Here is a 26572-nt window from a genome sequence, read left to right as displayed (position 1 = left end):
GCATTTTTCGTCGATGGGCAAAGCCTGTTCGTCAGCACGCTGAACGGTTGTGAAAAGTTGTGCAGATTGCGCCAAGGGCGCGGTACCACGATGGATGTAGCGCCGCTTACACGCTACATTCACTTTTTTCAGATCAGGAATACACCATGCGGATATGGATCGGGAGTCTGGCGCTGACCCTGTTGGCAGGTTGCTCGTTGCCGGCATCGCTGGTGCCGGGTGAGCCGAATATCAGCAAAACCAGCGCCAAGTCGCCCAAGGACTATGCTGCGTGTTTATTACCGTTGTGGCAGAAGGATGTGGCCAAGACTTCGCAGACATCGATTTCCAACGGCTACCGCATCACGGCGCCAAGCATCATCACTGCCGACGAGATTCTCGACATCGTCAAGTACAAGGATGGCAGCCGGGTTTCGTTGTATCAGGGGCCGCCGTGGGCCAAGTCCGGGTCGTTGCGCCAATCGGTGCGTGACTGCCTGTAACGACGCCCGCCGAGACAAAAAAAGCAGAAGCCGTATCGTAGGTTTCTGTTTTTTTTTTGGCTGCCTGGAGGCTGAAAGGTGTGGATCTGATTGGTGAAATGAACGGTGACAGTTGCGCAAGAAGGGTTTTCTCCGTGTGCACTAGGCTTTTACGGGCCGGTCGATAGTCAGATCGACCGGTCTTTCAAGGAGCCACGGATCATGGATGATCTGGTCAAAGAAGTTATTCCGCTGTTGCAGTACTTGATTCCCGGTTTTTTGTCGGCGTGGATTTTTTATTCGCTGACGGCTTTCAAACGACCCGATACGTTTGGGCAGATTGTGCAGGCGCTGATTTTTACGTTTGTGATTCAGGGCGCGGTTTTGGGGATTGGCTCTCTGTGTTTGTGGGTGGGTTCGAAAGGTTTTTCTGTAGGACGTTGGGATGCCAAGGCCGAAACGATATGGGCATTCGTTGTGTCGGTGACGCTCGGGTTGCTTTCCTGCTACCTGGCCACGAATGACAAATTGCATGGCTGGTTACGCAGTCGAAATGTCACGAAACAAACTTCCTACCCCAGCGAATGGTTCAGCGTTTTTGCCCAACATCATCGTCTGGTCACGCTACATTTGAACGATGAAAGGCGCGTTTTTGGCTGGCCGGTGGAGTGGCCGCCGGAGTCCAGCAGTGGCCAGTTCGTCATGCAAAATCCCTGTTGGCTGGATGCCGAAGGGGCAGAAGTGCCTTTTGGCGCTGAGTTTTTGCTGATAGATTCCGGGAAGGTCAAGTGGGTCGAATTCGGCCCGAAATCGGAGGTTTCTTTATGACAGCCAGAGCACCGCAACCAATGCCGGAATGGGTAGCGCGTCGCTACACGAAAGATGGCAAGCCAGTGGCAAATGCGCAGCCCAAGGCACCCAGTGCTCCACCACCTCTGAAGAACTAGTATTTCTTCAGCCCCAACCCTCAGCCACCGCCCGGCGAATTGCTTCCAGCAACATCGCGAACGCCGGGTTGTCGTTGTTCTCCCGCCAGATCAGATGCAGCTCGCTCTGCACGCCTTCGCCCAGATCGATATCGCGAAACACCACATTCTTGAACACCACACTGGTGGCGCAGCGCGGTACCAACGCCAGGCCCATGCCCGCATTCACCAGTGCCAGAATCGTCAGTGATGAACCCAGCCACTGCACGTAATCCGGCGCGACCCGAGCTGAGCGCAGCATTCCGGTGAGCAATTCGTTGAATGGCGGATACGCGGCATGGGAGTACATCAGGAACGGTTGTTTATCCAGATCACTGACCGCCACTTCAGCCGCCGACGCCAATGGGTGTCCGCTCGGCACCGCCAGTACAAACGGTTCACGCACCAGGCATTCAGTCGCGTAGCCAGGCTCCAATAGCGGCGCACGGGCGATGCCCAAATCGATGCGTCGCGCGCGCAGGGCTTCGTGTTGCTGGTAAGTGTTCATCTCCGACAGATCGATTTTCACCTGCGGTTGTTTCAGGCGTGCCTCGGCAATCACCTTGGGCAAAAACTCATACACCGCGCTGCCGACAAAACTGATGTTCACCGTACCGATGTCGCCCTCTGCGAACCGTCGGGCAGTGACGGCTGCTTGCTGTGCGCGCTCCAGCAGGTTCTGTGCTTCGACGAAGAACGCCCGACCGGCAGCCGTTAGCGCGACGCTACGAGTGCTGCGGGTAAACAGTTCGACGCCGAGATGATGCTCGAGCAATTGAATCTGCCGGCTCAGCGGCGGCTGCGTCATGTTCAGTCGCTCGGCGGCGCGGCGGAAGTTGAGTTCAGTGGCGACCGTGGTGAAGCAGCGCAGTTGAGTCAGTTCGAACATTGATCTAATCCAGGTATCAATCGAATGCCAAGTTAGATTAGACGGGATCAATGATCGCCGTCCATGATCGGCCCATCGCTTTACGCCATCCCTAAAAAAACAAGATCGGGAGTCGCCCCTTGAAAAATCTCCAGAGTCCGCTGGACGTCACGGTGCTTGCCCGTGCCGCAGCCAAGGTCAAGCGCCACGTGCTACCGCTGTTCGTGGTGATGTTCATCGTCAACTACATCGATCGGGTCAACATCGGTTTCGTGCGCAGCCACATGGAAACCGATCTGGGCATCGGTGCGGCGGCTTACGGCCTCGGTGCCGGTTTGTTCTTCGTTGGCTACGCGCTGTTCGAAGTGCCGTCCAACATGCTTCTGCAGCGTTACGGCGCGCGGGTCTGGCTGACGCGGATCATGTTCACCTGGGGCGCGGCCGCCATGGCCATGGCGTTCGTTAGAGGTGAAACCAGTTTCTATGTGCTGCGCTTTATTCTCGGCGCGGCCGAGGCAGGGTTCTTTCCGGGGATCATTTATTACTTCACCCAATGGCTGCCAGCCTCCGAGCGCGGCAAGACCATGGCGGTGTTTCTCAGCGGTTCGGCGATTGCCTCGGTGATCTCCGGCCCGGTGTCCGGTGCGTTGCTGCACATCAGTGGCCTGGGTTTGCATGGATGGCAGTGGATGTTCTTGATCGAGGGTGCCGCATCGGTGGTGCTCTGCGCATTTGTCTGGTTCTGGCTGCAATCGCATCCGCGTCAGGCCAAGTGGCTGAGCGAAGAGGAACGCGAAGCGCTGGTGGCAGCAATTGCCGAAGAGCAGCGTGCTCGTGAGGCGGTGCAAGTGGCCAAACCGTCGATGTTCAAGCTGCTGGCGGATCGGCAGATTGCGCTGTTCTGTTTCATCTACTTCTCCATTGCCCTGACCATTTACGGCGCGACATTCTGGCTGCCGAGCATGATCAAGAAGATGGGCAATCTCGGCGACTTCCAGGTCGGCCTGCTCAATTCGATTCCGTGGATCATTTCGATTGTTGCTATGTACGGTTTTGCGGCGATGGCCGGCAAGTGGAAATTCCAGCAAGCCTGGGTCGCGCTGACGCTGGTGATCGCGGCGATCGGCATGTTCATGTCGACCACCGGCGGGCCGATCTTCGCCTTCGTCGCGATCTGCTTTGCGGCCATTGGCTTCAAGGCTGCTTCGGCACTGTTCTGGCCAATTCCGCAAAGCTATCTGGATGCGCGTATCGCCGCTGCGGTGATCGCCCTGATCAACTCCATCGGCAACCTCGGCGGCTTCGTTGCGCCGACGGCGTTCGGCATCCTCGAAGAAACCACCGGCTCCATCGAGGGCGGTATTTATGGCCTGGCGGCGACGTCACTGGTCGCTGCAGTGGTGATCTTCTTTGCTCGCACGGCCCCGGGGGCCAAGGGTAAAACTCCGGCAAAGCCCCATGACGAGACCGCCGTTGTCGCGACGGCCAGACCGGCCGCGAGCCATTGAATTGATTGTTGATCTGTCAGGAGCGTTATCTTGAAAATCACCCGCGTGACTGTGACCCCGATTGCCTTCCGTGATCCGCCGCTGCTCAACGCCAGCGGCATTCATGAACCCTTCGCCTTGCGCTCGATCATCGAGATCGAAAGCGACAACGGCTACATCGGCCTCGGCGAAAGTTATGGCGATGCCCCGGCGCTGGCGATCCAGCAGCAATTGCAGGGGCAACTGATCGGCCTCGATCCGTTCAACCTCAACCAGTTGCGCGCCATCGTGCAGGCCACCGTTGCCGCGAACAAACCTGCAAGCATTGCGGGTGCCGAACTGGCGCCCGGTTCCCACGCCAGTAAAGCAGTGAGCAATGCCTATTCGGCGTTCGAAGTGGCGTTTCTCGATTTGCAGGCGCATTACCTCAATGTGCCGCTGGTGGATCTGCTCGGCGGTGCGATTCGCGATGAAGTGCCGTTCAGCGCTTACCTGTTCTTCAAGTATGCGCAGCATGTCGATTCACCCTACAAACCGGACAACTGGGGCGAGGCGCTCAGCGAGCAGCAGATCGTCGCGCAAGCCGCGCGGATGATCGAGGCGTACGGTTTCAAGAGCATCAAGCTCAAGGCCGGCACCTTGCCGCCGGAGCATGAGGTGGCGTGCATCAAAGCGTTGAAAAAGGCTTTTCCCGGTTACCCGTTGCGCATCGATCCGAACGGCAACTGGTCGCTGGAAACGTCTATTCGTATGGCCGAATTGCTTGGCGATGATTTGCAGTATTACGAAGATCCAACCCCTGGCCTTGACGGCATGGCCGAACTGCACAAGCGCATTGGACTGCCGCTGGCGACCAATATGGTGGTTACCGACTTCGACGAATTTCGCCGCAGCGTCGCGCAGAACAGCGTGCAGATCGTGCTTGCCGATCACCATTACTGGGGCGGCCTGCGCGACACGCAGACGCTGGCGAAGATGTGCGATGTGTTCGGTCTCGGTGTGTCGATGCATTCCAATTCACACCTGGGTATCAGCCTGATGGCGATGGCACATGTGGCGGCGGCCGTGCCGAATCTGGATTACGCCTGCGACACCCATTACCCGTGGCAGGAGCCGGATGAGGAAGTGATCAAGGGTGGCAAACTGCCGATTGTCGATGGCTGCGTGAAGATCACTCGCGCGCCGGGGCTTGGGCTGGAGCTGGATCATGAGCAGTTGGGCAAGCTGCATGATCAGTACCTGACGTGCGGGATTCGTCAGCGCGATGATGTGCGGCAGATGCAGCGCTACAAGCCGGATTGGAGGGCGATCAAGCCGAGATTTTGAGGTGTCTGAATTGACGCCATCGCGAGCAGGCTCACTCCTACAGGGAAACGCATTCCAACTGTAGGAGTGAGCCTGCTCGCGATTGGCGTCCTCACGGTTACAACGTTTCTAGCAGCCAATCCCGAAACGCTTTCAGCGATGGCAAATTCTCATTGCGCGGCGGATACACCAGGTAATAGCTGCGGCGACTGGTAATTGGTTCACCCAGTTGCAACAGCTCACCACTCAACAACTCATCCTCAACCAGAATCCGCGGCACCAAGCCCACACCGATATTCGCCCGCACCGCTTGAATCAAGTGCGAGGTCATTTCAAAACTCGGGCCGATGCGCATGCTGCGGTGCGGCAAGCCGTGATGACTGAACCACTCCGCCCAGGCCTGAGCATTGCTGCTGACATTGAGCAGCAGTTGCCCGGCGATGTGCTGTTGGGCGTCATCGCGTTCGGCGTCGGACAACTGCGCACTGGCGATCACTACCAATTCTTCGGTATGCAGGGGCAGGGCAGTCAATCCCGGCCAGTCCCCGCCGCCAACACAGATCGCCGCATCGATTTCGCTGGTATCGAAGTCGATTGCTTCGATCCGCGAATGCAAATGCACGGTCATGCCCGGATGCGCGGTGTAGAAATCCTTCAGCCGTGGCAGCAACCATTTCGAGCCGAAGGTCGGCAGCGTCGCCAGGCGCAAGCTGTGAATGCCCGAACCAAATGCCATGGCCTGCAAGGTCGCGCTGCGAATCTGCCCGAGTGCTTCAGCAAGTTCGCGCTGATACATGCGCCCGACATCGGTCAGCACCACTTGTCGGCCTTCGCGCGTGAACAGGCGCATGCCGAGCATTTTCTCAAGAATCTGTACCTGACGGCTGACCGCGCTCTGCGTCAGCGACAATTCATGAGCAGCACGGGTGTAGCTTTCATGGCGCGCGGCGGCCTCAAAGGCCAGCAATAACGACATGGAAGGGGTAAGCGTGCGCGGATTCATTCGTAAAAGTCATCAATAGCGGGTCGAATTTACGGTTGTCCCGGCGTTCACCAGCAATGAACATGGGCACCATGAGATGGCGGAGCCTGACGCAATCATTCGTTGCGTACAACTGTTCACCGCCACGCGGCCCGATTTGACCGAGATAACCGACCGATGATTGCCCAGCTGTCCCCCGCCAAAGCCCTGACCAGCGATTACCAGCAGTTCCTCAAAGCCCTGAAAGCCAGCGGCTTTCGCGGTGAAATCAGCGCCGATTACGCCAGCCGTGTAGTGCTGGCGACCGACAACTCGATCTATCAGCGCCTGCCGCAAGCGGCGGTGTTTCCGCTGGACGCTGATGACGTGGCCCGTGTGGCGCGGCTGATCGCCGAACCGGCCTATCAACAAGTGGTGATCACCCCGCGCGGTGGCGGCACCGGCACCAACGGCCAATCGCTGACGGACGGTATCGTCGTCGACCTGTCGCGGCACATGAACCGCATTCTGGAAATCAACGTTGAAGAGCGCTGGGTGCGGGTGCAGGCCGGGGTGGTCAAGGATCAGCTCAACGCCGCGCTGAAATCCGCCGGGCTGTTTTTTGCCCCGGAACTGTCGACCTCCAACCGCGCCACCGTCGGCGGCATGATCAACACCGATGCCAGTGGTCAGGGCAGTTGCACCTATGGCAAGACCCGCGACCATGTGCTCGAACTCGACATGATCTTGCGCGGCGGTGAGCGTCTTCACGGTCTGCCTCTTGAGGAAAGCGAACTCGAAGCCCTGTGCGCCCGCGAAGATCGCGTCGGTGAAGTCTACCGTTGTGCGCGGCAAATCATTGATGAGCAGGGCGAGCTGATCAAACAGCGTTTCCCCGATCTTAACCGTTGCCTGACCGGTTATGACCTCGCACACCTGCGTGAGGCGGACAACCGTTTCAACCTCAACAGCGTGCTCTGCGGTGCCGAAGGCTCGCTGGGGTTTGTCGTCGAAGCGCGGCTGAACGTACTGCCGATTCCCAAACACACGATGCTGGTGAACATCCGCTACGCCGGGTTCATGGACGCACTGCGCGACGCCCGCGCCTTGATGGCGCTCAAACCGTTGTCGATCGAAACCGTTGACTCGAAAGTCTTGCTGCTGGCGATGCAGGACATCGTCTGGCACGGCGTCGCCGAGTATTTCCCGGAAAGCGCCGAGCGGCCGACCCTGGGCATCAACCTGGTGGAGTTCTGCGGCGACGATCCCGAAGAGCTGCAACGCCGGGTCGAGGCGTTCGTCGAGCACTTGAGCAGCGACCGCACAGTCGAGCGTTTGGGCCACACGCTGGCGGTCGGGCACGCTGCGGTAAACAAGGTCTACGGCATGCGCAAACGCGCGGTAGGCCTGCTCGGCAACGTTGCCGGTGAAGCGCGGCCGCAGCCGTTTGTGGAAGACACCGCGGTACCGCCGCAGCACTTGGCCGAGTACATCGCTGAATTGCGCGACCTGCTCGACAGCCACGGTTTGCAATACGGCATGTTCGGTCACGTCGATGCAGGCGTGCTGCACGTGCGGCCGATCCTCGACATGAAAGATCCGCAGCAAGCGGCGCTGGTGCGCCCGGTCTCCGATGGCGTCGCCGCGCTGACCCAGCGTTACGGTGGCCTGTTGTGGGGTGAGCACGGCAAAGGCTTGCGCTCGGAATATGCGCCGGCCTTCTTCGGTGAACTCTACCCCGCGCTGCAAGCCTTGAAGGCCGCGTTCGACCCGTGCAATCAGTTCAACCCCGGCAAAATCGCCACCCCGGCCAACACTGGCGCTGCGCTGCTGAAAATCGACGAAGTGACTTTGCGCGGTGAACTGGATCGGCAGATTGACGAAAAAGTCTGGCAGAGCTACGGCGCGGCCATGCACTGCAACGGCAACGGCGCCTGCTACAACTTCGACCCCGACGATGCGATGTGCCCGTCGTGGAAAGCCACCCGTGAGCGTGCGCAATCGCCCAAGGGGCGCGCCTCGTTGATCCGCGAGTGGCTGCGATTGCAGGGCGAGGCGGGCGTCGATGTGTTGTCGGATGCGATTCGCAAGCCAGCGTTTTTCAGCACGTTGTGGCAGCGCTGGCGCAACAGCCGTGCGCAGGCCGAAGACTTTTCCCACGAAGTCTACGACGCCATGGCCGGTTGCCTGGCGTGCAAATCCTGTGCAGGGCAGTGCCCGGTGAAGGTCAATGTGCCGGAGTTTCGTTCGCGCTTTCTCGAGCTGTATCACAGCCGTTATCTGCGCCCGGCGCGGGATTATCTGATCGCCTCGCTGGAATACAGCATCCCGTACATGGCGCGGATTCCGGCGCTGTACAACGGGTTGATGGGCGCTGCGTGGGTTCGTCGTCTGCTGGAACGGGTCGGCGGCATGATCGACGTGCCGTTGCTCAGTCGTTTTGACTTCCATGCGGCGATGCGCCGTTGGCAGGTGCAACCGGCGACGGTGTCGACCTTGGCGGCGCTGACCCCGGCGCAACGCGAGCGCAGTGTGGTCATCGTGCAGGACGCCTTCACGCGCTACTTCGAAGCGCCGCTGTTGGCCGATCTGGTGGAGCTGATTTCACGCCTGGGTTATCAGGTGTATCTCGCGCCGTTCAGCGCCAACGGCAAGCCACTTCACGTGCAGGGCTTCCTCTCGGCGTTTAACCGCGCGGCGCTGCGCAATGCCCGCCAGCTGCGGGAATTGGCCGATGTCGGCGTGCCGTTGCTGGGCCTCGATCCGGCGATGACGCTGGTGTATCGCCAGGAATACCTGAAAGTGCCGGGCATGGAGCAATGCCCGGAAGTGGCGCTGGTGCAGGAGTGGTTGCTCAAGGTGATGCCGGAGCAGGCGCCGCAGGATAAAACCGCCTCGTTCCGACTGCTCGCCCATTGCACCGAGAAAACCAACGCCCCGGCCGCGACTCTCCAGTGGGAACAGGTGTTTGAACGTGCAGGATTGAAGCTGGCCACGCAAGCCACCGGTTGCTGCGGCATGTCCGGCACGTATGGCCACGAGGCGCGCAATCGTGAAACTTCAGCGGTGATCTACGAGCAGTCGTGGGCCCGTCAGGTCGACGCGCCGGCGGAGCAGGGCGAAGCACTGGCGACCGGTTATTCCTGCCGCAGTCAGGTCAAGCGCCAGTCGGATTTGGCAATGCGTCATCCGTTGCAGGTGCTGCTTGAGGTTCAGCGTCGTTGAGGTCACCGTCGCTGTCTTTGTCCCAGATCAGGCGCGGATCGAAACTCATCGCCGCGAGCATGGTAAACACCACGACCAGGCCGAAAAACAGAATGCCCGGTCGTGGCTCGATATCGCCCAGCGCCTGGAACTTCACTAGTGCGGCGACCAGCGCCACCACCAGCACGTCAAGCATTGACCAATAGCCGATCAGCTCGACGAAGCGGTACAGCTTCGAACGCTCCTTGCGCGCCCAGGCGCTGTCGCGTTGCACGGTCATCAGCAGCAACGTCAGGGCCACAAATTTGACTCCCGGCACGGCAATACTGGCGATGAAAATGATCAGGGCGATGTCCCACGCGCCGTGCTCCCAGAACTCCAGCACGCCGCTCATGATCGTGCTGTCGGCGCCGCTGCCGAGCATGGTGGTGTTCATCACCGGCAGCAGGTTGGCCGGCACGTAAAACGCCAGCGCCGCGAGCATGTAGGCCCAAGTTCGGGTCAGCGAGTTGGTCTTGCGCCGGTGCAGTGGCGCATCGCAACGCGGGCACTCGTGCGGCTCGTCGGTCATGTCGCAAGCCAGTCCGCAGCTGTGGCACAGGCACAGATTGAGTTCGCTGGCAGTCGGTGGCCGTTTCATAGAATGTCCCAGAGGTCGCGGATGTCGCGGCCGGCAATCCTGATCATCATCAAGCTCAGCACGGCCAGCGCGAACAGGCCGATACCGGGCAACACGTCGAGCAATCCGGCCAGTTTGAACACTGCCACCATCGCCCCCAGCAGGCATACTTCGAGCATGCTCCACGGCCGCAGGGTTTCCAGCCAGCGCATGCACAGCTTGAAGCCCGGCGCGCGTCGGGAGGACAACGCGAAGCTCAGCACCCAGACCAGCAGCACCAGTTGAAACGCCGGGGCAATGATGATCGAAATCGCCGCGACCATCGCCATGAACGTGATCGGCCCCTGACTCAGCGCCAGCACCGAATCCCATAGCGTCGCGCTGTTTTTCAGGCCTTTGAGGCTGATGCTCATCACCGGATAGAAGTTGGCGAACAGCCACAGCATCGCCGCCGTGAAGGTCAGGGCCAGGCGCTGTTCGACGGTCAAACCGTTGAAACGCTGGAGCACGCCGCCACAACGCACGCACGAGGTTTTCTGGTGTTTGGCCAGCACGGCTTTTTCGTACACGCAGTCGCAGTGCTCGCAAATGATCAGGTGTTCGGTGTTGACCATGGACAACGCTCGACAACAGGCCGCAAGGGCAGGGACTTGATCACTATAGAAGCCTGAGGCGGGAGGGCAACCTGGGACGGCGTGATCGGTTGCGGTTTTCTGAGAATTGCTATCGATTGGGCGTGGGAATTTGCTTTTTAGTGTTATAAGGTAACGCGAATTTTTCAGGGCAGTCCTTGTCGGCGCCCGTTGTTATCCCTTCGATTGCGAAACGCTTATGACGATTGTGCTTCCCCGTTCTGCCCCTTTGACTGGCCGGCTGCTGTCCATTGATGCCCTTCGAGGGCTGGTCATTCTGTTCATGTTGCTGGACCACGTGCGTGAAACCTTTTTGCTGCATCGCCAGGTCGCCGATCCGATGGACATTGCCAGCACCGAGCCTGCGCTGTTTTTCAGTCGTAGCCTTGCGCATCTGTGTGCGCCGGTGTTCGTGCTGCTGACGGGATTGTCGGCGTGGTTGTTCGGTGAAAAGTACGCGGGCAAGGCCGATGTCAGTGCTTTTCTGTTCAAGCGCGGCCTGTTTCTGGTGGTACTGGAGTTCACGCTGGTGAACTTCGCCTGGACGTTTCAGCTGCCGCCGAGCGTGATTTATCTGCAAGTGATCTGGGCGATCGGTTTGAGCATGATCGCCTTGTCTCTGCTGGTCTGGCTGCCGCGCTGGCTGTTGCTGACGTTGAGCCTGACGATCATCGCCGGACACAACCTGCTCGACGCGGTGCATTTTCCAGTGGAGTCGGCCCTGCACGTGCCATGGGCGATTTTGCATGATCGCGGCTGGATCGAAGTCAGCGAAAACCTGCGCCTGCGCACTTCCTATCCGTTGTTGCCGTGGATCGGTGTGATCGGTCTGGGTTACGCGCTGGGGCCGTGGTTTGCCCGAGGCGTTGAAGCGGGGTTTCGTCAACAGCGCTTGCTGATCGCGGGTAGCGCGGGGCTGCTGGGTTTTGTCGGGCTGCGGCTGATCAACGGCTATGGCGAGAAATCATGGGCCGTGGGTGACACGTCGGTGCAAACCCTGATGAGTTTTTTCAACATCACCAAGTACCCGCCGTCGTTGTTGTTTATCGCGCTGACTGTGAGTGCCGGGCTGTTGCTGCTATTGGCGTTCGAGCGTTTACAGGATCGGCGCTGGATACGCTGGCTGACGGTGTTCGGTTCGGCGCCGATGTTTTTCTATCTGCTGCACCTGTACGCGTTGAAGGTGTTGTACCTGATCGGTGTGACCCTGTTCGGGCTGAATCAGGGCAGCTATTTCGGCTTTTCCTCGGTGGCAGCGATCTGGCTGGCGTCGGTGATGCTGGCGCTTGCGCTGTTCCCGGCCGTGCGTTGGTTCTCGGCATTGAAGGCCCGGCGCCGCGACATCGCCTGGCTGAAGTATCTGTAAACGCCTAATGCCGGTTGCGCACAAAGTCGATAAACGCTTTGAGCGGAGCCGGCACATGACGCCGGCTCGGGTAGTAAAGGTGCAGACCCGGATAGTACGGGCACCAGTCTGCCAGCACTTGCACCAGCCGCCCGCTGGCGAGGTGTTCGCTGACCATGTCTTCGAACACATAAGCCAGGCCCAGTCCCTGCAGTGCGGGCCCGACCATCAGGCTGACATCGCCGAGGGTCAGCGGCCCGTTGACTTCTATTTCCTGGGCGACGCCACCACGTTCGAGTTCCCAGCGATACAGCGAGCCGCTTGGGAAGCGGTGGCGGATACACGGCAAACCGTGCAGGTCCGCAGGTTTTTGCGGTGCCGCATGGCGTTGGAAAAACGCGGGTGAGCCGACCACCACCGAGCGCATTGTCGGGCCGATCGGCAACGACACCATATCGGCTTCGAGGCGATCGCCGAAGCGCACGCCGGCATCGAACCCATTGGCGACGATATCCAGCAGTGCATCGCTCTCGACCACTTCCAGACGAATATCCGGGTACACCTGTAAAAACTCGCTGGCAATTGGCAACAACACCAGTTCGCAGGCTTGCCGCCCGCAGGTGATGCGCAGGTTGCCCGAGGGTTTATCGCGGAAATGGTTGAGGTCTTCCAAGGCATCGTCGATGTCGCGAAACGCCGGTTTCAGCCGCGCATACAGACGCTCGCCAGCCTCGGTCAACGCCACGCTGCGGGTGGTGCGATTGAACAGGCGCACGCCGAGGCGGTTTTCCAGAGCCTTTACCGAATGGCTCAAAGCGGAGGGCGTGAGGCCCAGTTCGATGGCCGCTTTGCTGAAATTCAAGTGCTGCGCGGTGCACAGGAACACGGACAGATCTGCCGCCGAAGGTGATTTCATCTGTGAATGCCTTTCACAAAGTCATGCAAATTTGTTGGGATTATCGCATCAGTAGCACGGCCTTAAAGTCGCATCAACTCATTAACAAGACCCGGCACCGTTGCCGGGCTTGCAGACCGGAGGAGTTGATATGCGTACCTGGTTCATTACTGGCGCTTCCCGTGGTTTTGGCATCCTCATCGCTGAACAGGCCTTGCGTGCCGGTGACGCGGTCATCGCTACCGCGCGCAACCCGCAAGACATCACCGACCGCCTCGGCGATCATCCGAACCTGCTGGCGGTGCGTCTCGACGTCACCCGTGAGGAGCAAGCGCACCAAGCGGTTGCCGAAGGCATCAAGCGTTTTGGCCGTATCGATGTGCTGATCAACAACGCCGGATTTGGCGTACTCGGCGCGGTGGAAGAAACCAGTGCCAGCGAGACCGAGCGCCTGTTCGCCACCAACGTGTTCGGCCTGCTTAATGTCACCCGTGCAGTGTTGCCGCCTATGCGGGCGCAACGCCGTGGCCGGGTGATCAACATCTCGTCGATCGGCGGCTATCAGGCGTATATGGGCTGGGGCGTTTACGGCTCGACCAAGTTCGCCGTCGAGGGCATCACCGAAGCGCTGCATCAGGAGCTGGCACCATTGGGCATTCACGCCACGGTGGTCGAGCCGGGCTTCTTCCGTACTGATTTTCTTGATGAGCAATCGCTGATCAAAACCCGCCTTGAGCTAGCGGATTACGACGAAACCGTCGGCAAGATGCGCACATTCGCCGAGGCGGCCAACCATGCGCAACCGGGTGATCCGTTGAAGTTGGCCGAGGCGATGCTGGCGCTGGTCAATGCGCCAAATCCGCCGCTGCGCCTGGCGCTGGGCAGTGACACGGTTGCGCGGATTGAAGCGAAGAATCGTCTGGTGGCGCAGGAGCTGGAACAGTGGCGTGCACTGGCGCTGTCCACTGATTTCAGCCACTGAGCGCCAGCGCTGTGAGAGCGGGGCTGCTCGCTCTCCTTTTTATCGACTGCAAACTCAAGTGGCATTTTCTGCGATTTTCGCGCCTTATTCGCTGCGTTATGCAGCATTGTGATTGCTCAAGGGATGGAATGATGAACGCTATGACTCCGCCGCACGGAACGCGCGACAAGTTGCTCATACTGGCGGCCGTGTGCCTCTCGGCGCTGGTTCTGCCGTTAAGTTTTACCGGCGGCGCGGTGGCGACGCCGGCCATTGGCCGCGATCTGGGCGGCAGTCCGGTGGCGCTGACCTGGATCACCAACGCGTTCATGTTGTCGTTCGGCAGTTTGCTGATGGCCGCCGGCGCATTGGCTGACGTGTACGGACGCAAACGCCTGTTTACCTTCGGCATGCTGCTGTTTACCGTCACCTCGATCGCGCAGAGTCTGGCGCCTTCGGTGTTCTGGCTGGATGCGCTGCGCGCGGTTCAAGGAGTGGCGGGAGCGGCGGCGCTGGCCAGCGGCTCGGCGGCGCTGGCGCAAGAATTCGAAGGTCATGCCCGGACCCGGGCGTACAGCGTGCTCGGCACTACGTTCGGCATTGGTCTGGCTTTCGGTCCGCTGGTGGCCGGCGCGTTGATCGAGACCTTCAACTGGCGGGCGATTTTTGTCTTTACCGCGTTGATTGGAATCATTGCGCTGGTTTTCGGTGTGCTGCGCATGCGTGAAACCCGCGACCCGCATGCCAAAGGGCTGGACTGGCCGGGCACGCTGCTGTTCAGCGCAATGCTGGCGCTGTTTACGTTTGGCCTTATCCAGGCGCCAGACAGTGGTTGGGACAGTCCACTTGTGCTCGGTTTGTTGTGCGCTTCGGCGGTGCTGCTGGCCGTTTTCGTGATCGTCGAGATGCGTGTCGAACGGCCGATGCTGGATCTGACGCTGTTTCGTTATCCGCGATTCATTGGCGTGCAGATGCTGCCGATCGGCACCTGTTTCTGCTACATCGTGCTGGTGGTGATGTTGCCGCTGCGCTTCATCGGCGTTGAGGGCTTGAGCGAGATCGACGCCGGTCTGCTGTTGCTGGCGTTGTCGGCACCGATGTTGGTGGTACCGATGCTGGCCGCTTCGCTGGCGCGCTTCGTTTCCGCCGGCATCTTGTCCGGTGCCGGATTTCTGATGGCCGCTGTGGGCTTGCATTGGCTGAGCCTGTACAACGTCGGTGACGCGAAATTTGCGCTGGTGTTGCCGATGCTGCTGATCGGCATGGGCGCCGGTTTACCGTGGGGGCTGATGGATGGTTTGTCAGTCAGTGTCGTGCCGAAAGAGCGCGCCGGCATGGCGGCGGGCATCTTCAGTACCGTGCGCGTGGCGGGTGAGGGGATTGCTCTGGCGATTGTCGCGGCAGTGCTGGCGTCATTGCTGCACGCTGATCTGTCGAGTGCCGTGCACGTGGTGGCGGGTAGCGCCGAGGCGTCGCTGATCGCCGAGACCGCGCACCGGGTGACCACCGGCGATATGGCGCATGCGATCAACACCGTGCCAGGTCTGGCCAATGAACGTTTGGTGCAAGGTTATGCGGCGGCGTTTCAGTATCTGCTGCACATCCTGACGGTCATCACCCTCGCATCGGCGGCGGTGGTGCTGGGGCTGTTGAGCAAGGATCGCAACGTCGCCGAGCCACAACAGGCTGCCGCATAAATCCACTGTGGGAGTGAGCCTGCTCGCGAAAGCGGTGTGTCAGCAACCAATGTGTTGACTGAGATTGCCTCTTCGCGAGCAAGCTCGCTCCCACTTTGGATTGTGCCAAGCCAACTATTTTCAATCTGTCTGCGAATCCCTGTGGGAGTGAGCCTGCTCGCGATAGCGGTGAGTCAGACAATGGAGATGTTGACTGGGCCGGCCTCATCGCGAGCAGGCTCACTCCTACAGGGGGTTCGGTGTCTGGATTATTTGCGATCCAGCCACACCGTCTGCGCATTGCAGAACTCGCGCACGCCGAAGTGCGACAGTTCACGACCGAAACCGCTCTTCTTCACGCCACCAAAGGTCACGCGCGGGTCGCTGGCGGAGTAGCCGTTGATGAACACGCCGCCGGTGTCCAGTTCGCTGGTCAGTTGCTGGGCCAGTGCCACGTTGGCGGTGTAGATCGTTGCGGTCAGGCCGAACTCGCTGTCGTTGGCCAAGGCCACGGCATGCGCGCAATCGCGGGCGGTGATGATCGAGGCGACCGGGCCGAACAGTTCCTGTTTGAACGAGGTCATGCGGTCGGTGACATCGGCCAGCACGGTCGGCTCGTAGTAGTTGCCCGGGCCTTCGGACTTGCCGCCACCGAGCAACAATGTCGCGCCTTCTTCCAGGGTGTCGCGCACTTGCTGGTCGAGTTCGTCGCGCAGGTCGAAACGCGCCATCGGCCCGATGTAGGTCTCGGCGGACAATGGATCGCCGACCTTCAACTTGCGCGTGGCTTCGACGAACTTGCGGGTGAATTCTTCGACCACACCTTCTTCGATGATCAGCCGCTTGGCCGCCGCGCAGACCTGACCGGAGTTCTGATAACGACCGATGACCGCGGCTTGCACGGCTTCATCCAGATCGGCGTCGTTGAGCACGATAAATGGATCGGAACCGCCCAGTTCCAGCACGCATTTTTTCAACGCGGCACCGGCCTGAGCACCAATGGCCATACCGGCACGCACGCTGCCGGTCAGGGTCACAGCGGCAATGCGCGGATCGGCGATCGCGGTGGAAACGCCTTCCGGGGTGACGTTGATCACTTCAAACACGCCATCGGCGAAACCGGCGCGGGTAAAGGCGTCGCGCAACAGATAGGCGCTGCCCATCACGTTCGGCGCATGTTTGAGCACGTAAGTGTTGCCGGCGATCAGCGCCGGAACGGCACCGCGCAGTACTTGCCAGATCGGGAAGTTCCACGGCATGACCGCGAGAATCGGGCCGAGCGGGCGGTACTCGATGCGCGCCTTGCCACCTTCAACCTGCGTTGGCTCAGCGTCGAGCATGGCCGGGCCATTCTCGGCGTACCACTCGCAGAGCTTGGCGCATTTCTCGATTTCGCCACGGGCCTGGGCGATCGGCTTGCCCATTTCCTGAGTGATCATGGTGGCCATGGCTTCGCTGGTTTCGCGCAGCGCACCGGCGAGGGCGGTCAACAAACGCGAGCGATCCTGCAACGGCTTGCGCTTCCATTTGCCGAAGCCATAAGTGGCGCGGGTCAGTGCGGCGTCGAGCGCTTGCGCGGATTCAAACGCGTAGTGACCGATCTGCTCGCCGGTGGCGGGGTTGATCGAGATGGCGTGGGTCTGGCTGGAAATCTGGCTCATGGCTTTGTCCTGCATGTTCGTCGGATGGGCCTAGAGTAGGGTGGTGTTTGTTTTCTGGAAACTGAATAATAAAGATCGTTTCTTTCACGATTGGAGAATGACTGTGGATCTGGTGCAGCTGGAAATCTTCAAAGCCGTTGCCGAGCACGGCAGCATCAGCGCCGCCGCCGCGCAGATCCATCGCGTGCCATCGAACCTGACCACGCGGATCAAGCAGCTTGAGCAGGATCTGGGTGTTGATCTGTTTATCCGCGAGAAAAGCCGTTTGCGTTTGTCGCCGGCCGGGTGGAGTTTTCTTGAATACGCGCGGCGAATTCTCGACCTGGTTCAGGAGGCGCGCGCAACGGTGGCGGGCGAAGAACCGCAGGGCGCGTTTCCATTGGGTTCACTGGAAAGCACAGCGGCGGTGCGCATTCCCGAGTTGCTGGCGGCGTACAACCAATTGCATCCGAAAGTCGATCTGGACCTGTCCACCGGGCCATCCGGCACGATGATCGATGGCGTGCTGTCCGGGCGTCTCGCCGCAGCATTTGTCGACGGCCCGGTGCTGCACCCGACGCTGGAAGGCGTGCCGGCATTCGAGGAGGAAATGGTCATCATCGCCCCGCTCAATCACGCGCCCGTCAAGCGCGCTGCAGATGTGAATGGCGAGAACATTTATGCCTTCCGTTCCAACTGCTCCTACCGTCACCACTTTGAAAAATGGTTCAGCACCGACGCCGCCGTACCGGGCAAGATCTTCGAAATGGAGTCCTACCACGGCATGCTCGCCTGTGTCAGCGCCGGCGCCGGACTGGCGCTGATGCCGCGCAAAATGCTCCAGAGCATGCCCGGCAGCGCCACAGTCAGCGTCTGGCCATTGGCGGCGGACTTTCGCTATCTGACCACTTGGCTGGTGTGGCGACGGGGCACGGTGTCGCGCAGCCTGAGCATGTTTGTGCGTTTGCTTGAAGAGCGCGGGGTGGTGCGGGCGGAAGAGTAATTGACACGTTGGGTCAAGCCGCTGATTCGGTTATCCGAGTCAGCGGTTTTCGTCATGGCGTACCGTTTCTGCCGTACTGGCGAAAGCCTTCACGTTGGCCAAGACGCGCGTAATACGCTCTGACGGCGGGATAGTCCGGATGCGCAAGCGGTGTTTCGAACCAGCGATTGACCGATAGGCCGACGGGTATATCTGCCAGCGAAAAGGCTTCGCCACTGATGTAGGCACCAGTCTTGTGTAACTGTTGATCAAGGATGCTCATGGTTTTCGACCACTGCGCGACGCCATTGGCCAAAGCGGCGCTGTCCTGGTAATCCGGTGACTGGCGTACCAGCGACATGAAAGCATACGACCACGAGCGATTCAGCTCCGACGCTTGCCAGTCGATCCACTGATCCACCCGCGCCCGGGTTTGCGCGTCAGTCGGATAGAGGTGCAAACCGTCATAACGTGCGGCCAGATAACGAATGATCGTATTCGATTCCCACAACGTGAAATCACCGTCCTGAATCACCGGCACCATGGCGCAGGGATTGAGCGCGAGAAACTCCGCATCGTTGGTCGATCTGAACCCCGATCCCCAGTCTTCACGCTCGAAAGGAATGTGCAATTCAGCGCAAGTCCACAGCACTTTGCGCACGTTGATCGATGAAGCTTTACCGAGTATTCGCAGCATTGGATGTCCCTATCCTCAGAGTCTTCAGGCTTGAAGAAATACCATACCGAAATAAACAAGGCCCGCACTAAGCGGGCCTTGGTTTTTCATCAAATCAATCTCACAGACTGCCCGCCAGTTTCCCGCCCATCATCCGCCGACGGTAAGACGTGTCGCGGTTAGCCAGCCAGAAATACAACGGCGAGGTCACCAACAATCCCACCAGCCACGACAGATCCGCGCCATTGATGTGCGCCGACACCGGGCCGACGTACAGCGGCGTGTTCATGAACGGGATCTGCACGGCGATGCCGATCGCGTAAGCCAGCAACGCCTGCGGGTTGTAGCGGCCGTAGATGCCGCCGTCGACCTGGAAGATCGACTGGATGTCGTACTGACCTTTGTGGATCGCGTAGAAGTCGATCAGGTTGATCGCGGTCCACGGCACCAACACCACCAGCAGTACCAGCACCATGTCGACGAAGTGGCCGATGAAATCTTTCGAGGCGCCGACGGCGGCGAAGCAGCAGGCCAGCAAGACGATGATCGAGATCACCGCGCGGCTCTTGGCGGTCGGGATCCAGCGGTAGGCGAAGGTCTGCACCAGGGTGATCAGCGACAGCACCGCACCGTACAGGTTGAGAGCGTTGTGGCTGATCACGCTGAGCAGAAACAGCACCAGCATCAGCGGGCCAATCGAGCCGGTGGCGAGTTTGACCGCGTCCATGGTGTCCATGCCTACAGGTGTGGCGAGCACGGCAACGGCGCCGAAAATAAACGCCAGACTCGAACCGAGCGCCGAACCCAGATAGGTGGTCCAGAACGTCGACGAGACTTTGACGTCGGCCGGCAAGTAACGCGAATAGTCGGACACGTACGGCGCAAACGCGATTTGCCACAACGCCGCCAACGACACAGTGGCGAGCCAGCCGGACAGGTTGAAGCTGCCACGGGTGAGGAAGTCATCGGTTTGAATGTGGGTGAAGATGTAGCCGAAGCCGACAACGATGCCGATCCCCAACACCCAGGTGCCGATGCGGTTGAGCACGTGGATGAAGCGGTAGCCGATGATGCCGATGATCCCCGAGCCGAACGCACCGATGACGATGCCGACCGGTACCGGAACGCTGTCGACCACACCGTGCAGCGACTTGCCGGCCAGCACAATGTTGGAAGCGAAGAAACCGATGTACATGACGCCGGCAATCAACACCACCAACAGCGCGCCGAGAGAGCCGAATTGCGCACGGCTCTGGATCATCTGCGGGATGCCCATCTGCGGGCCTTGTGCCGAGTGCAGCGCCATCAGCACGCCGCCGACCAGATGGCCGACGAGAATCGCGACGATGCCCCACACCAGATTCAAATGAAACAACTGCACGCCCAGTGCACCAGTGACGATGGGCAACGGCGCGATGTTGCCGCCGAACCAGAGCGTGAACAGATCCCTGACCTTTCCGTGGCGATCTTCGGGGGGCACGTATCCTATCGTGTGTTTTTCAATCAGCGGAGCGGAGGATGCTGCAGGGGTAGCCATGACGAACTCCAAGGCAAGGATGAGTACGTGGACGTACTTCGGCAAGCGCCGGCACGGGCGGCGCATTTCTTGTTGAAGTGATCATGTGCAAAGCGTCGGGATAGATAAATTAGTAAGTTTGTTGCTACAGACCTTAAAAAAAATATGCTTCGGCTGGTGCGCGCGTCCGGTATGTTCAAACCTGATCGTGCGCCAGGGAAACAGGGCGAACACTCGCGCTCTTCGGGAGACTCACATGGCCGCCTACAACCTGCGCCAGCTCAAATATTTCGTCACCACCGCCGACTGCGGCAGCGTTGCCGAGGCCTCGCGCAAGCTCTATATCGCGCAGCCGTCGGTCTCCACCGCGATCAAGCATCTGGAAGAAAGCTTCGGCGTGCAGTTGTTCATCCGCCATCACGCCCAAGGGGTTTCCCTGACGCCGAGTGGCTCGCGCTTTTATCGCAAGGCGCTGGAGTTGCTGCGGGTCGCCCATGAGTTCGAGCAGAACGCTTTGGCCGACAACGACGTGGTCGCGGGGCAGATCGATATCGGCTGTTTCGAAACCGTCGCACCACTGTACCTGCCGCGCCTGATTGCCGGCTTCAAGGCGCGTTGGCCGGGGGTGGAAATCCGTATTCGTGATGGCGAACAGCAGGAACTGGTGCAGGCGCTGACCGCCGGCAGCATCGACGTGGCCGTGATGTTCGAACACGACCTGGACAGCACCATCGAAACCGCACCGCTGATGCCACCGCAACAGCCTTATGCGTTGCTGCCGGCCAGCCACCGCTTTGCGCAACAGGCAAAGGTCTCGCTGGCTGATCTGGTGCTGGAACCGATGATCCTGCTCGACGTGGTGCCGAGCCGAACCTATTTCGTGAGCATCTTCGAAGAGCGCGGGCTGACGCCGAACATCGTCTTCAGCTCACCGTCGATCGAGATGGTGCGCGGCATGGTCGGCAATGGTTTCGGCTTTTCGATTCTGGTGACCAAACCGTTCAGCGACTACACCTACGACGGCCAGCAAGTCGTGTGCGTGCCGCTGGCGGAAAACGTCACCGGTTCGGGATTGTCGGCGGCCTGGCTGCGCCGGGTGCAACTGACCAAACCGGCGCAGTTGTTTGTCGATCATTGTCGCGAAGAGTTGGCCCGACTGCACTCGTGAGGGCGGTCGAGCCGTTGGTCAGAGGCTGATAAACGCCAGCATGCGCTGGAGCATTCCATCGCACGCCTGCAACTGATCGAGGCTGACAAACTCATCGGGCTTGTGACCCTGATCCATGCTGCCGGGGCCGCAGACCACGGTGGGAATGCCCACCGCATCAAACAGACCGCCTTCAGTACCGAACGCCACAGTGCCGAAATCCTTCGAGCCGCAAAAAGCCGAAATCAACTCGGCGGCCTGACTTTGCGCATCAGTGGCCAGCCCCGGATACGCCGACAAGGCGCTGAAGCGGATATCGCTTTGCGCACTGACCGCACGCATGCGCGGCAGCACTTCGCGCTCGGCGTAGTCTTTCAATGCTTCGGCAACCAGCGCCGGATCCTGTGAGGGCAGGGCGCGGATCTCGAAATCGAAACGGCAATCGGCCGGGACGATGTTCAAGGCCTTGCCGCCGCTGATCACACCGGTCTGCACCGTGCTGTAGGGCGGATCGAAGCGCGCATCGTGATGCTCCGGCGCTTTCAGTTGCTGACCGAGACGGCCCAGTTCGCCGATCAGTTCGGCGGCGTATTCAATCGCGTTGACCCCGAGCGGCGCATAGGCCGAATGGCAAGGATGGCCCTGGACATCGCAGCGCATCGCCAGTTTGCCCTTGTGGCCGAGCACCGGTTTCAGTTCGGTCGGTTCGCCGATGATGCACAGCAACGGTTTGATCGGGCGTTGCTGCAAAACCTTGAGCAACGAACGCACGCCGAGGCAGCCGACTTCTTCGTCATAGGACAAGGCAATGTGCACCGGCATGCGCAGCGGCGTTTTAACCAGTGACGGCACCAGGGCGAGCACGCAGGCGATATAACCCTTCATGTCCGCCGTGCCACGCCCGAACACTTTGCCGTCGCGCTCGGTCAGTTCGAACGGCGGCAGCGTCCACGGCTGGCCATCGACCGGCACTACATCGGTGTGCCCGGACAGCACAATGCCCGGTTGATCCACCGGGCCGATCGTGGCGAACAGGTTGGCTTTGCTGCGCTCGTCGTTGTAGATCAGCGCGCACGGCACGTCGAAACCTTCGAGGTAATCGCGGACGAATTCGATCAGTTGCAAGTTGGATTCACGGCTGGTGGTGTCGAAACCCACCAACGTCTTGAGCAACCCGACGCTGTTCATCGGTCATCACCGGCCACGCCATAACCCGGTGCCTTGGCCGGATCGAGGGCGCGGTCGATGTAGTCCTGAAGTTGCGGCTCGTAAGCGTTCCAGAGTTTTTGCAGCTGGCCGATCGGGTCTTCATCGGCCCAATCCACGCGCAGGTTGACGATCGGCCAGGTCTGCTCGCCGACCACCACGACAGCGGCCGAATGCACCGGGCCGGCTTCGCCACCGAGCGCTTGTGCAGCGTGCAGGGCCTTGAGCAAACGATCAGCGAGTTGGCCTTCGCCATCCTCGAAGGCGCTGACCATGGCTTCGATCACCGAACGCCCGGCGAGCATGTTGCCGGCGGCAACGCACTGTTCGCCAGTGACGGCGTTGTGCACGCCGAGGGTTTGCGCACCGCTGAAATGTGCGGTCTGGCCGAGGTGGTTGATCGCGGTGATCTGGCGGTACTGGCTGTAGCCGTTGCGCGTGAGGACTTTGTCCAGTGCATCGTCCGGCGCCAGACCTTGCTCCATCAGCGCGAGGACTTCCGGGCCGAGAGACGGCAGGGTGATGTTCTGGCTCGACACCGCGCCAACACCCGGCAGCAGCCACGGGCAACGGGCGCCGACGGCGATGCTGGAGGAACTGATGGCGACACCGAACTGGCCGGTTTCGGCGCAGCGGGCTGTGATTGAAAAGGTCATCTAATGAACTCCTTGTGTGTCTGGACTGGCCTCATCGCGAGCAGGCTCACTCCTACAGGGGAACGCATTTCAAATGTAGGCCTTCGCCTGCTCGCGATGGCCACAACTCGGTTTCCTGACTTACTCAGGAATCACCGCAATCACATCAATCTCCATCAACCACTGCGGCTGCCCCAACGCCGACACCACCAGTCCGGTGGAGATCGGGAACACGCCTTTAAGCCACTTGCCGACTTCGCCATACACCGCCTCGCGATAACGCGGATCGATCAGGTAGGTGGTGGTCTTGACGATATGGCTCATGTCGCTGCCGGCTTCTTCGAGCAGTTGCTTGACGTTGCGCATCGCTTGTTCAGCCTGCGCGCGCGGATCGCCAAGGCCGATCAGATTGCCGTCGAAATCGGTGCCGACTTGACCACGGACATACACGGTGTTGCCGGCACGCACGGCCTGGCACAAGTCGTTGTCCAGTGTCTGGTTCGGGTAGGTGTCTTTGGTGTTGAACATGCGGATGCGAGTGTGGGTAGGCTTGCTCATGTGCAGCTCCTGAAGAAGGCTTGCCCCGGCGCAATCGGCACCGGAGCGAAAGAGGGATATCAAGCGTCGACGGTATCGGCGGCTTTGCTGTGGGTACCCGAGTGCAATGCGGCTTCACGCTGCTCGGCATCGCGATAGTCCAGATACTTGCGCTGGGTGGCGATGTGATCGGCGACATGCTTGGCGTCGTGCCACACGCCCCAGATAAACGACGAACCCCGGCGCGACTGCCACGGCAGACCGAGGAAATACACCCCCGGCTCACTCGACACGCCGCGCTGATGCACAGGCTTGCCCTTGTCATCGAACGCCGCGACTTGCAGCCACGAGTAATCCACGGCGAACCCGGTGGCCCAGATGATCGCGGTGACGCCAGCCTTGGCCAGATCCAGATCGGCCAGCGGACTTTTCACGCACTCAGGGTCGGGATAGGTTTCGCGCGCTTCCGGTTCTTCCGGCAGATCCAGCCCGTTGCGCTCGATGTAGGCATCGGCGGCATCCAGCAGCGCCAGGTAGTTTTCGTCGCCGCGATTGAGGTTGCCGAGCAGATCCTGCTTGAAGGTCACCACGCCGTTATTGAACGATTCGGTAACGCCGACCAGGGTCATGCCGCGATGGGCCAGACCACGGAAATCGATGGTGCGCCCGCCATGGGCACCGCTGACCGCGATGGTTACGTGCTCGCGGCCGGGTTTCATCGCCGCTTGATCCCACTCGCCGAGCACGCCGAGCCACCAGCAGAAATCGCGGTTGCGGTAAGCGCGGGGCGGGCGGTCATGGGCGCCAACGGAGAGGTAAACCTGCTTGCCGGAACGTTGCAGCTCATCGGCGATCTGCACGCCGGAAGAACCGGCACCGACCACCAGCACTGCGCCTGCCGGCAATTGCTGCGGGTTGCGATAATCTGCGGAGTGGATCTGCAACAGGCGTTCGTCTTGCGGGGCAATCGCCGGGATCACCGGTTTCTGAAACGGCCCGGTCGCGGCGACTACGCGGCTGGCTTCGATCACGCCTTCGGAGGTCTCAACAGTGAAACCCGGGCGACCGACATTGCGCACCACGCTTTTCACTTCCACGCCGGTACGGATCGGCGCATTGAATTTCTTTGCGTAAGCTTCGAAGTAGTCAGCTACACGTTCTTTCGGGGCGAAACCGTCGGGGTCGACATCATCGAATTCCAGACCCGGAAAGCGGTCGTGCCATGCCGGGCCGTTGGCAACCAGCGAGTCCCAGCGCCCGGTGCGCCAGCGTTCGGCAATGCGATTGCGCTCCAGCACCAGGTGCGGCACACCGAGTTTGCTCAGGTGCTCGCTCATCGCCACGCCCGCTTGGCCGGCACCCACGATCAGCGTGTCTGTTTTTATTATTTCAGGGGTCATCTCTACATCCTTCCTAGCAAGGCAGTGGGATTCGGGCCGCTGTTGGCTTGTCCGTTTTGCTTGAGGTCAGACTAGGGAGAGGGGGGATATCGGTAAAATATTATTAAGCTGGGATGTGAAGATAAAATTCTGATGCAGAGGGGCGAAAGCCTTTGAATACGCAACTTTTAGCTGTTGGAGCGGGAGGAGAGGGGCGAGCGTAGCCCCTATATTTCGCGCGAGCCTTTGTGCGCCAGTGTGTCACCGGTCAGGAGTTTTTTCGCTGTCTCGGGCTCATCCGGCAGTTGGCCGCTGAGATCCCAGATTTCGAGCATTTTTGCGTATTCGAAAGCGTGGCGCGAGTCGCGCTGTATCCAGCGCTGGAAATCCTGGCGGACAGCCGGCGGACAATTGTCATCGTGCAGACGCATGCACCAATCGGCGGCTTGCACAGAGATGTCTTCGTCCATTGCGTTGAGGTCGGAAGGGGTCATGGAACGAGGGTAACAAAAAAGTCCGTCAAGCCGATGCCGACGGACTTTTTTAATGCCGAATTTTCAGCGTTTGAGAAACGCTAGCAAATCCTCATTCAAGGCCTGCGCATGTGTCACCGCAAAGCCGTGTGGCGCTCCTGCGTAGACCTTCAACTCGGCGCCTTTGATTTGTGCTGCAGCCTGTTTGCCGGTGGTTTCGAACGGCACGATCTGGTCGCCGTCGCCATGAATCACCAGCGTCGGCACGTCGATCTTGGCCATGTCCGGGCGGAAGTCGGTTTCCGAGAACGCCGTGACGCAATCCACGGTGCCTTTGAGCGAGGCAAGCAGGGCGATATTCAGCGTTTGCGTGAGCACGCCGTCGGAGACTTTCTGGCCTTGGTTGGTGCCGTAGAACGGCGCGGCGAAGTCGGCGATGAACTGCGCACGATCCTGCAGCAGGCCGGCCTTGATGCCGTCAAACACTGAAGTATCGACGCCTTGCGGGAAGTCGGCTTTCTTGCCGAACAGCGGTGTCACTGCGCCCAACAACACCAGACCGGCAACGCGCTCGCTGCCATGACGGGCGATGTAACGGCTGACATCGCCGCCGCCCATCGAGAAGCCCACCAGCGTCACATCGCGCAGGTCCAGATGATTGATCAGTTGCGCGATGTCATCGGCGAAGGTGTCGTAGTCGTAACCGGTCCACGGCTGATCGGAACGGCCGAAACCGCGACGATCAAAGGCAATGGTGCGATAGCCACGGCTGCTCAGGTATTCCATCTGGTATTCCCACATGTCGGCATCCAGCGGCCAGCCGTGGCTGAACAGCACAGGTTTACCGCTGCCCCAATCCTTGTAGTAAATCTCGGTACCGTCTTGCGTGGTGAAGGTGCTCATGGAAACTCCTGCGTCAGGGTTCGCGAGTGATGCCGAAATGGCGACATTCACTATCAACGCAAAGCGCTCCGGCTACTTGTATGCAGGTGCTGGTTTTGT

At 60.1% G+C, this 26572-nt stretch carries 24 protein-coding genes; 10 read left to right on the top strand and 14 right to left on the bottom strand.

Going from position 1 to position 26572, the window contains the following annotated elements; all coding sequences use genetic code 11:
* Positions 1–146 precede the first annotated feature (146 nt).
* Positions 147–482 (top strand): hypothetical protein, encoded by a 336-nt coding sequence (locus H8F23_RS10795; protein WP_186623575.1) that lies wholly within the window; start codon positions 147–149, stop codon positions 480–482.
* 201 nt (positions 483–683) lie between these two features.
* Positions 684–1289: a DUF6338 family protein gene (locus tag H8F23_RS10790; RefSeq protein WP_194934365.1), complete on the top strand. Its 606-nt coding sequence runs from the start codon at positions 684–686 to the stop codon at positions 1287–1289.
* 126 nt (positions 1290–1415) lie between these two features.
* Here the strand turns inward: H8F23_RS10790 and H8F23_RS10785 are convergent, their stop codons facing one another.
* On the bottom strand, positions 1416–2315 hold the full coding sequence (locus tag H8F23_RS10785; protein ID WP_194934364.1) for a LysR substrate-binding domain-containing protein: 900 nt from the start codon (positions 2313–2315) through the stop codon (positions 1416–1418).
* Between the two features lie 119 nt (positions 2316–2434).
* Between H8F23_RS10785 and H8F23_RS10780 the strand changes: the two genes are divergently transcribed.
* Both H8F23_RS10780 and H8F23_RS10775 read left to right on the top strand, forming a co-directional pair.
* Positions 2435–3802 carry an MFS transporter gene (locus tag H8F23_RS10780; RefSeq protein WP_194934363.1) on the top strand — a complete coding sequence of 456 codons (1368 nt, stop codon included), beginning with the start codon at positions 2435–2437 and terminating at the stop codon, positions 3800–3802.
* 30 nt (positions 3803–3832) lie between these two features.
* Positions 3833–5107, top strand: a complete 1275-nt coding sequence (locus H8F23_RS10775; protein ID WP_194934362.1) for a glucarate dehydratase family protein — start codon at positions 3833–3835, stop codon at positions 5105–5107.
* Between the two features lie 97 nt (positions 5108–5204).
* Here the strand turns inward: H8F23_RS10775 and H8F23_RS10770 are convergent, their stop codons facing one another.
* On the bottom strand, positions 5205–6089 hold the full coding sequence (locus H8F23_RS10770; RefSeq protein ID WP_194934361.1) for a LysR substrate-binding domain-containing protein: 885 nt from the start codon (positions 6087–6089) through the stop codon (positions 5205–5207).
* A 156-nt stretch (positions 6090–6245) separates the two neighbouring features.
* On the opposite strand from H8F23_RS10770, the gene ydiJ reads away from it, so the two are divergent.
* Complete coding sequence (gene ydiJ / locus H8F23_RS10765) at positions 6246–9272, top strand: D-2-hydroxyglutarate dehydrogenase YdiJ (protein WP_194934360.1); 3027 nt, start codon at positions 6246–6248, stop codon at positions 9270–9272.
* On the opposite strand, the gene H8F23_RS10760 is transcribed toward ydiJ, so the two are convergent.
* Both H8F23_RS10760 and H8F23_RS10755 read right to left on the bottom strand, forming a co-directional pair.
* On the bottom strand, positions 9205–9891 hold the full coding sequence (locus H8F23_RS10760; protein WP_194934359.1) for a paraquat-inducible protein A: 687 nt from the start codon (positions 9889–9891) through the stop codon (positions 9205–9207). The two genes, ydiJ and H8F23_RS10760, sit on opposite strands and share 68 nt — an antisense overlap.
* Complete coding sequence (locus tag H8F23_RS10755; protein WP_038367946.1) at positions 9888–10484, bottom strand: paraquat-inducible protein A; 597 nt, start codon at positions 10482–10484, stop codon at positions 9888–9890. Before H8F23_RS10755 ends, H8F23_RS10760 begins: the two co-directional genes overlap by 4 nt.
* Before the next feature lie 217 nt (positions 10485–10701).
* Here H8F23_RS10755 and H8F23_RS10750 point away from each other — a divergent pair, with 217 nt between their 5' ends.
* A complete protein-coding gene (locus H8F23_RS10750; RefSeq protein WP_194934358.1) occupies positions 10702–11868 on the top strand; it encodes a DUF1624 domain-containing protein in 1167 nt (388 codons plus the stop codon).
* Between the two features lie 4 nt (positions 11869–11872).
* Here H8F23_RS10750 and H8F23_RS10745 read toward each other — a convergent pair whose 3' ends face one another.
* Entirely contained in the window at positions 11873–12763 is an 891-nt protein-coding gene (locus H8F23_RS10745) for a LysR family transcriptional regulator (RefSeq protein ID WP_194934357.1), read from the bottom strand.
* Positions 12764–12893: 130 nt separating this feature from the next.
* Here H8F23_RS10745 and H8F23_RS10740 point away from each other — a divergent pair, with 130 nt between their 5' ends.
* Together H8F23_RS10740 and H8F23_RS10735 are read left to right on the top strand one after the other, a co-directional pair.
* On the top strand, positions 12894–13724 hold the full coding sequence (locus H8F23_RS10740; protein ID WP_194934356.1) for an oxidoreductase: 831 nt from the start codon (positions 12894–12896) through the stop codon (positions 13722–13724).
* 131 nt (positions 13725–13855) lie between these two features.
* The gene (locus tag H8F23_RS10735) at positions 13856–15400 is read left to right on the top strand and encodes an MFS transporter (RefSeq protein WP_194934355.1); all 1545 of its coding nucleotides are present in this window, start codon (positions 13856–13858) and stop codon (positions 15398–15400) included.
* Between the two features lie 248 nt (positions 15401–15648).
* On the opposite strand, the gene H8F23_RS10730 is transcribed toward H8F23_RS10735, so the two are convergent.
* Positions 15649–17040, bottom strand: a complete 1392-nt coding sequence (locus H8F23_RS10730; protein WP_194934354.1) for an aldehyde dehydrogenase family protein — start codon at positions 17038–17040, stop codon at positions 15649–15651.
* A 103-nt stretch (positions 17041–17143) separates the two neighbouring features.
* On the opposite strand from H8F23_RS10730, the gene ptrR reads away from it, so the two are divergent.
* Positions 17144–18022: a putrescine utilization regulator PtrR gene (gene ptrR, locus H8F23_RS10725; RefSeq protein ID WP_026000443.1), complete on the top strand. Its 879-nt coding sequence runs from the start codon at positions 17144–17146 to the stop codon at positions 18020–18022.
* A gap of 52 nt (positions 18023–18074) precedes the next feature.
* Here ptrR and H8F23_RS10720 read toward each other — a convergent pair whose 3' ends face one another.
* Positions 18075–18698 carry a glutathione S-transferase family protein gene (locus H8F23_RS10720; protein WP_194934353.1) on the bottom strand — a complete coding sequence of 208 codons (624 nt, stop codon included), beginning with the start codon at positions 18696–18698 and terminating at the stop codon, positions 18075–18077.
* 100 nt (positions 18699–18798) lie between these two features.
* Positions 18799–20214: a purine-cytosine permease family protein gene (locus H8F23_RS10715; RefSeq protein WP_194934352.1), complete on the bottom strand. Its 1416-nt coding sequence runs from the start codon at positions 20212–20214 to the stop codon at positions 18799–18801.
* Positions 20215–20449: 235 nt separating this feature from the next.
* On the opposite strand from H8F23_RS10715, the gene H8F23_RS10710 reads away from it, so the two are divergent.
* Positions 20450–21361: a LysR family transcriptional regulator gene (locus H8F23_RS10710; RefSeq protein ID WP_194934351.1), complete on the top strand. Its 912-nt coding sequence runs from the start codon at positions 20450–20452 to the stop codon at positions 21359–21361.
* Between the two features lie 18 nt (positions 21362–21379).
* Here H8F23_RS10710 and argE read toward each other — a convergent pair whose 3' ends face one another.
* The 6 genes from argE to H8F23_RS10680 form a co-directional block, all read right to left on the bottom strand.
* Positions 21380–22528, bottom strand: a complete 1149-nt coding sequence (argE, locus tag H8F23_RS10705) for an acetylornithine deacetylase (protein ID WP_194934350.1) — start codon at positions 22526–22528, stop codon at positions 21380–21382.
* Complete coding sequence (locus H8F23_RS10700) at positions 22525–23202, bottom strand: DUF1028 domain-containing protein (protein ID WP_095120361.1); 678 nt, start codon at positions 23200–23202, stop codon at positions 22525–22527. Before H8F23_RS10700 ends, argE begins: the two co-directional genes overlap by 4 nt.
* Positions 23203–23322: 120 nt before the next feature.
* Positions 23323–23739 carry a RidA family protein gene (locus H8F23_RS10695; protein WP_127926852.1) on the bottom strand — a complete coding sequence of 139 codons (417 nt, stop codon included), beginning with the start codon at positions 23737–23739 and terminating at the stop codon, positions 23323–23325.
* Between the two features lie 59 nt (positions 23740–23798).
* Positions 23799–25118 (bottom strand): flavin-containing monooxygenase, encoded by a 1320-nt coding sequence (locus H8F23_RS10690; RefSeq protein WP_194934349.1) that lies wholly within the window; start codon positions 25116–25118, stop codon positions 23799–23801.
* Between the two features lie 206 nt (positions 25119–25324).
* Positions 25325–25591, bottom strand: a complete 267-nt coding sequence (locus tag H8F23_RS10685; RefSeq protein ID WP_194934348.1) for a FecR/PupR family sigma factor regulator — start codon at positions 25589–25591, stop codon at positions 25325–25327.
* 63 nt (positions 25592–25654) lie between these two features.
* The gene (locus tag H8F23_RS10680) at positions 25655–26473 is read right to left on the bottom strand and encodes an alpha/beta fold hydrolase (protein WP_093437554.1); all 819 of its coding nucleotides are present in this window, start codon (positions 26471–26473) and stop codon (positions 25655–25657) included.
* Positions 26474–26572 lie beyond the last annotated feature (99 nt).

Source organism: Pseudomonas neuropathica (genome assembly GCF_015461835.1).
Lineage (GTDB): Bacteria > Pseudomonadota > Gammaproteobacteria > Pseudomonadales > Pseudomonadaceae > Aquipseudomonas > Aquipseudomonas neuropathica.
The sequence above is the reverse complement of the archived record's forward strand: the minus strand, read 5'-3'. Positions and strand labels throughout refer to the sequence as shown.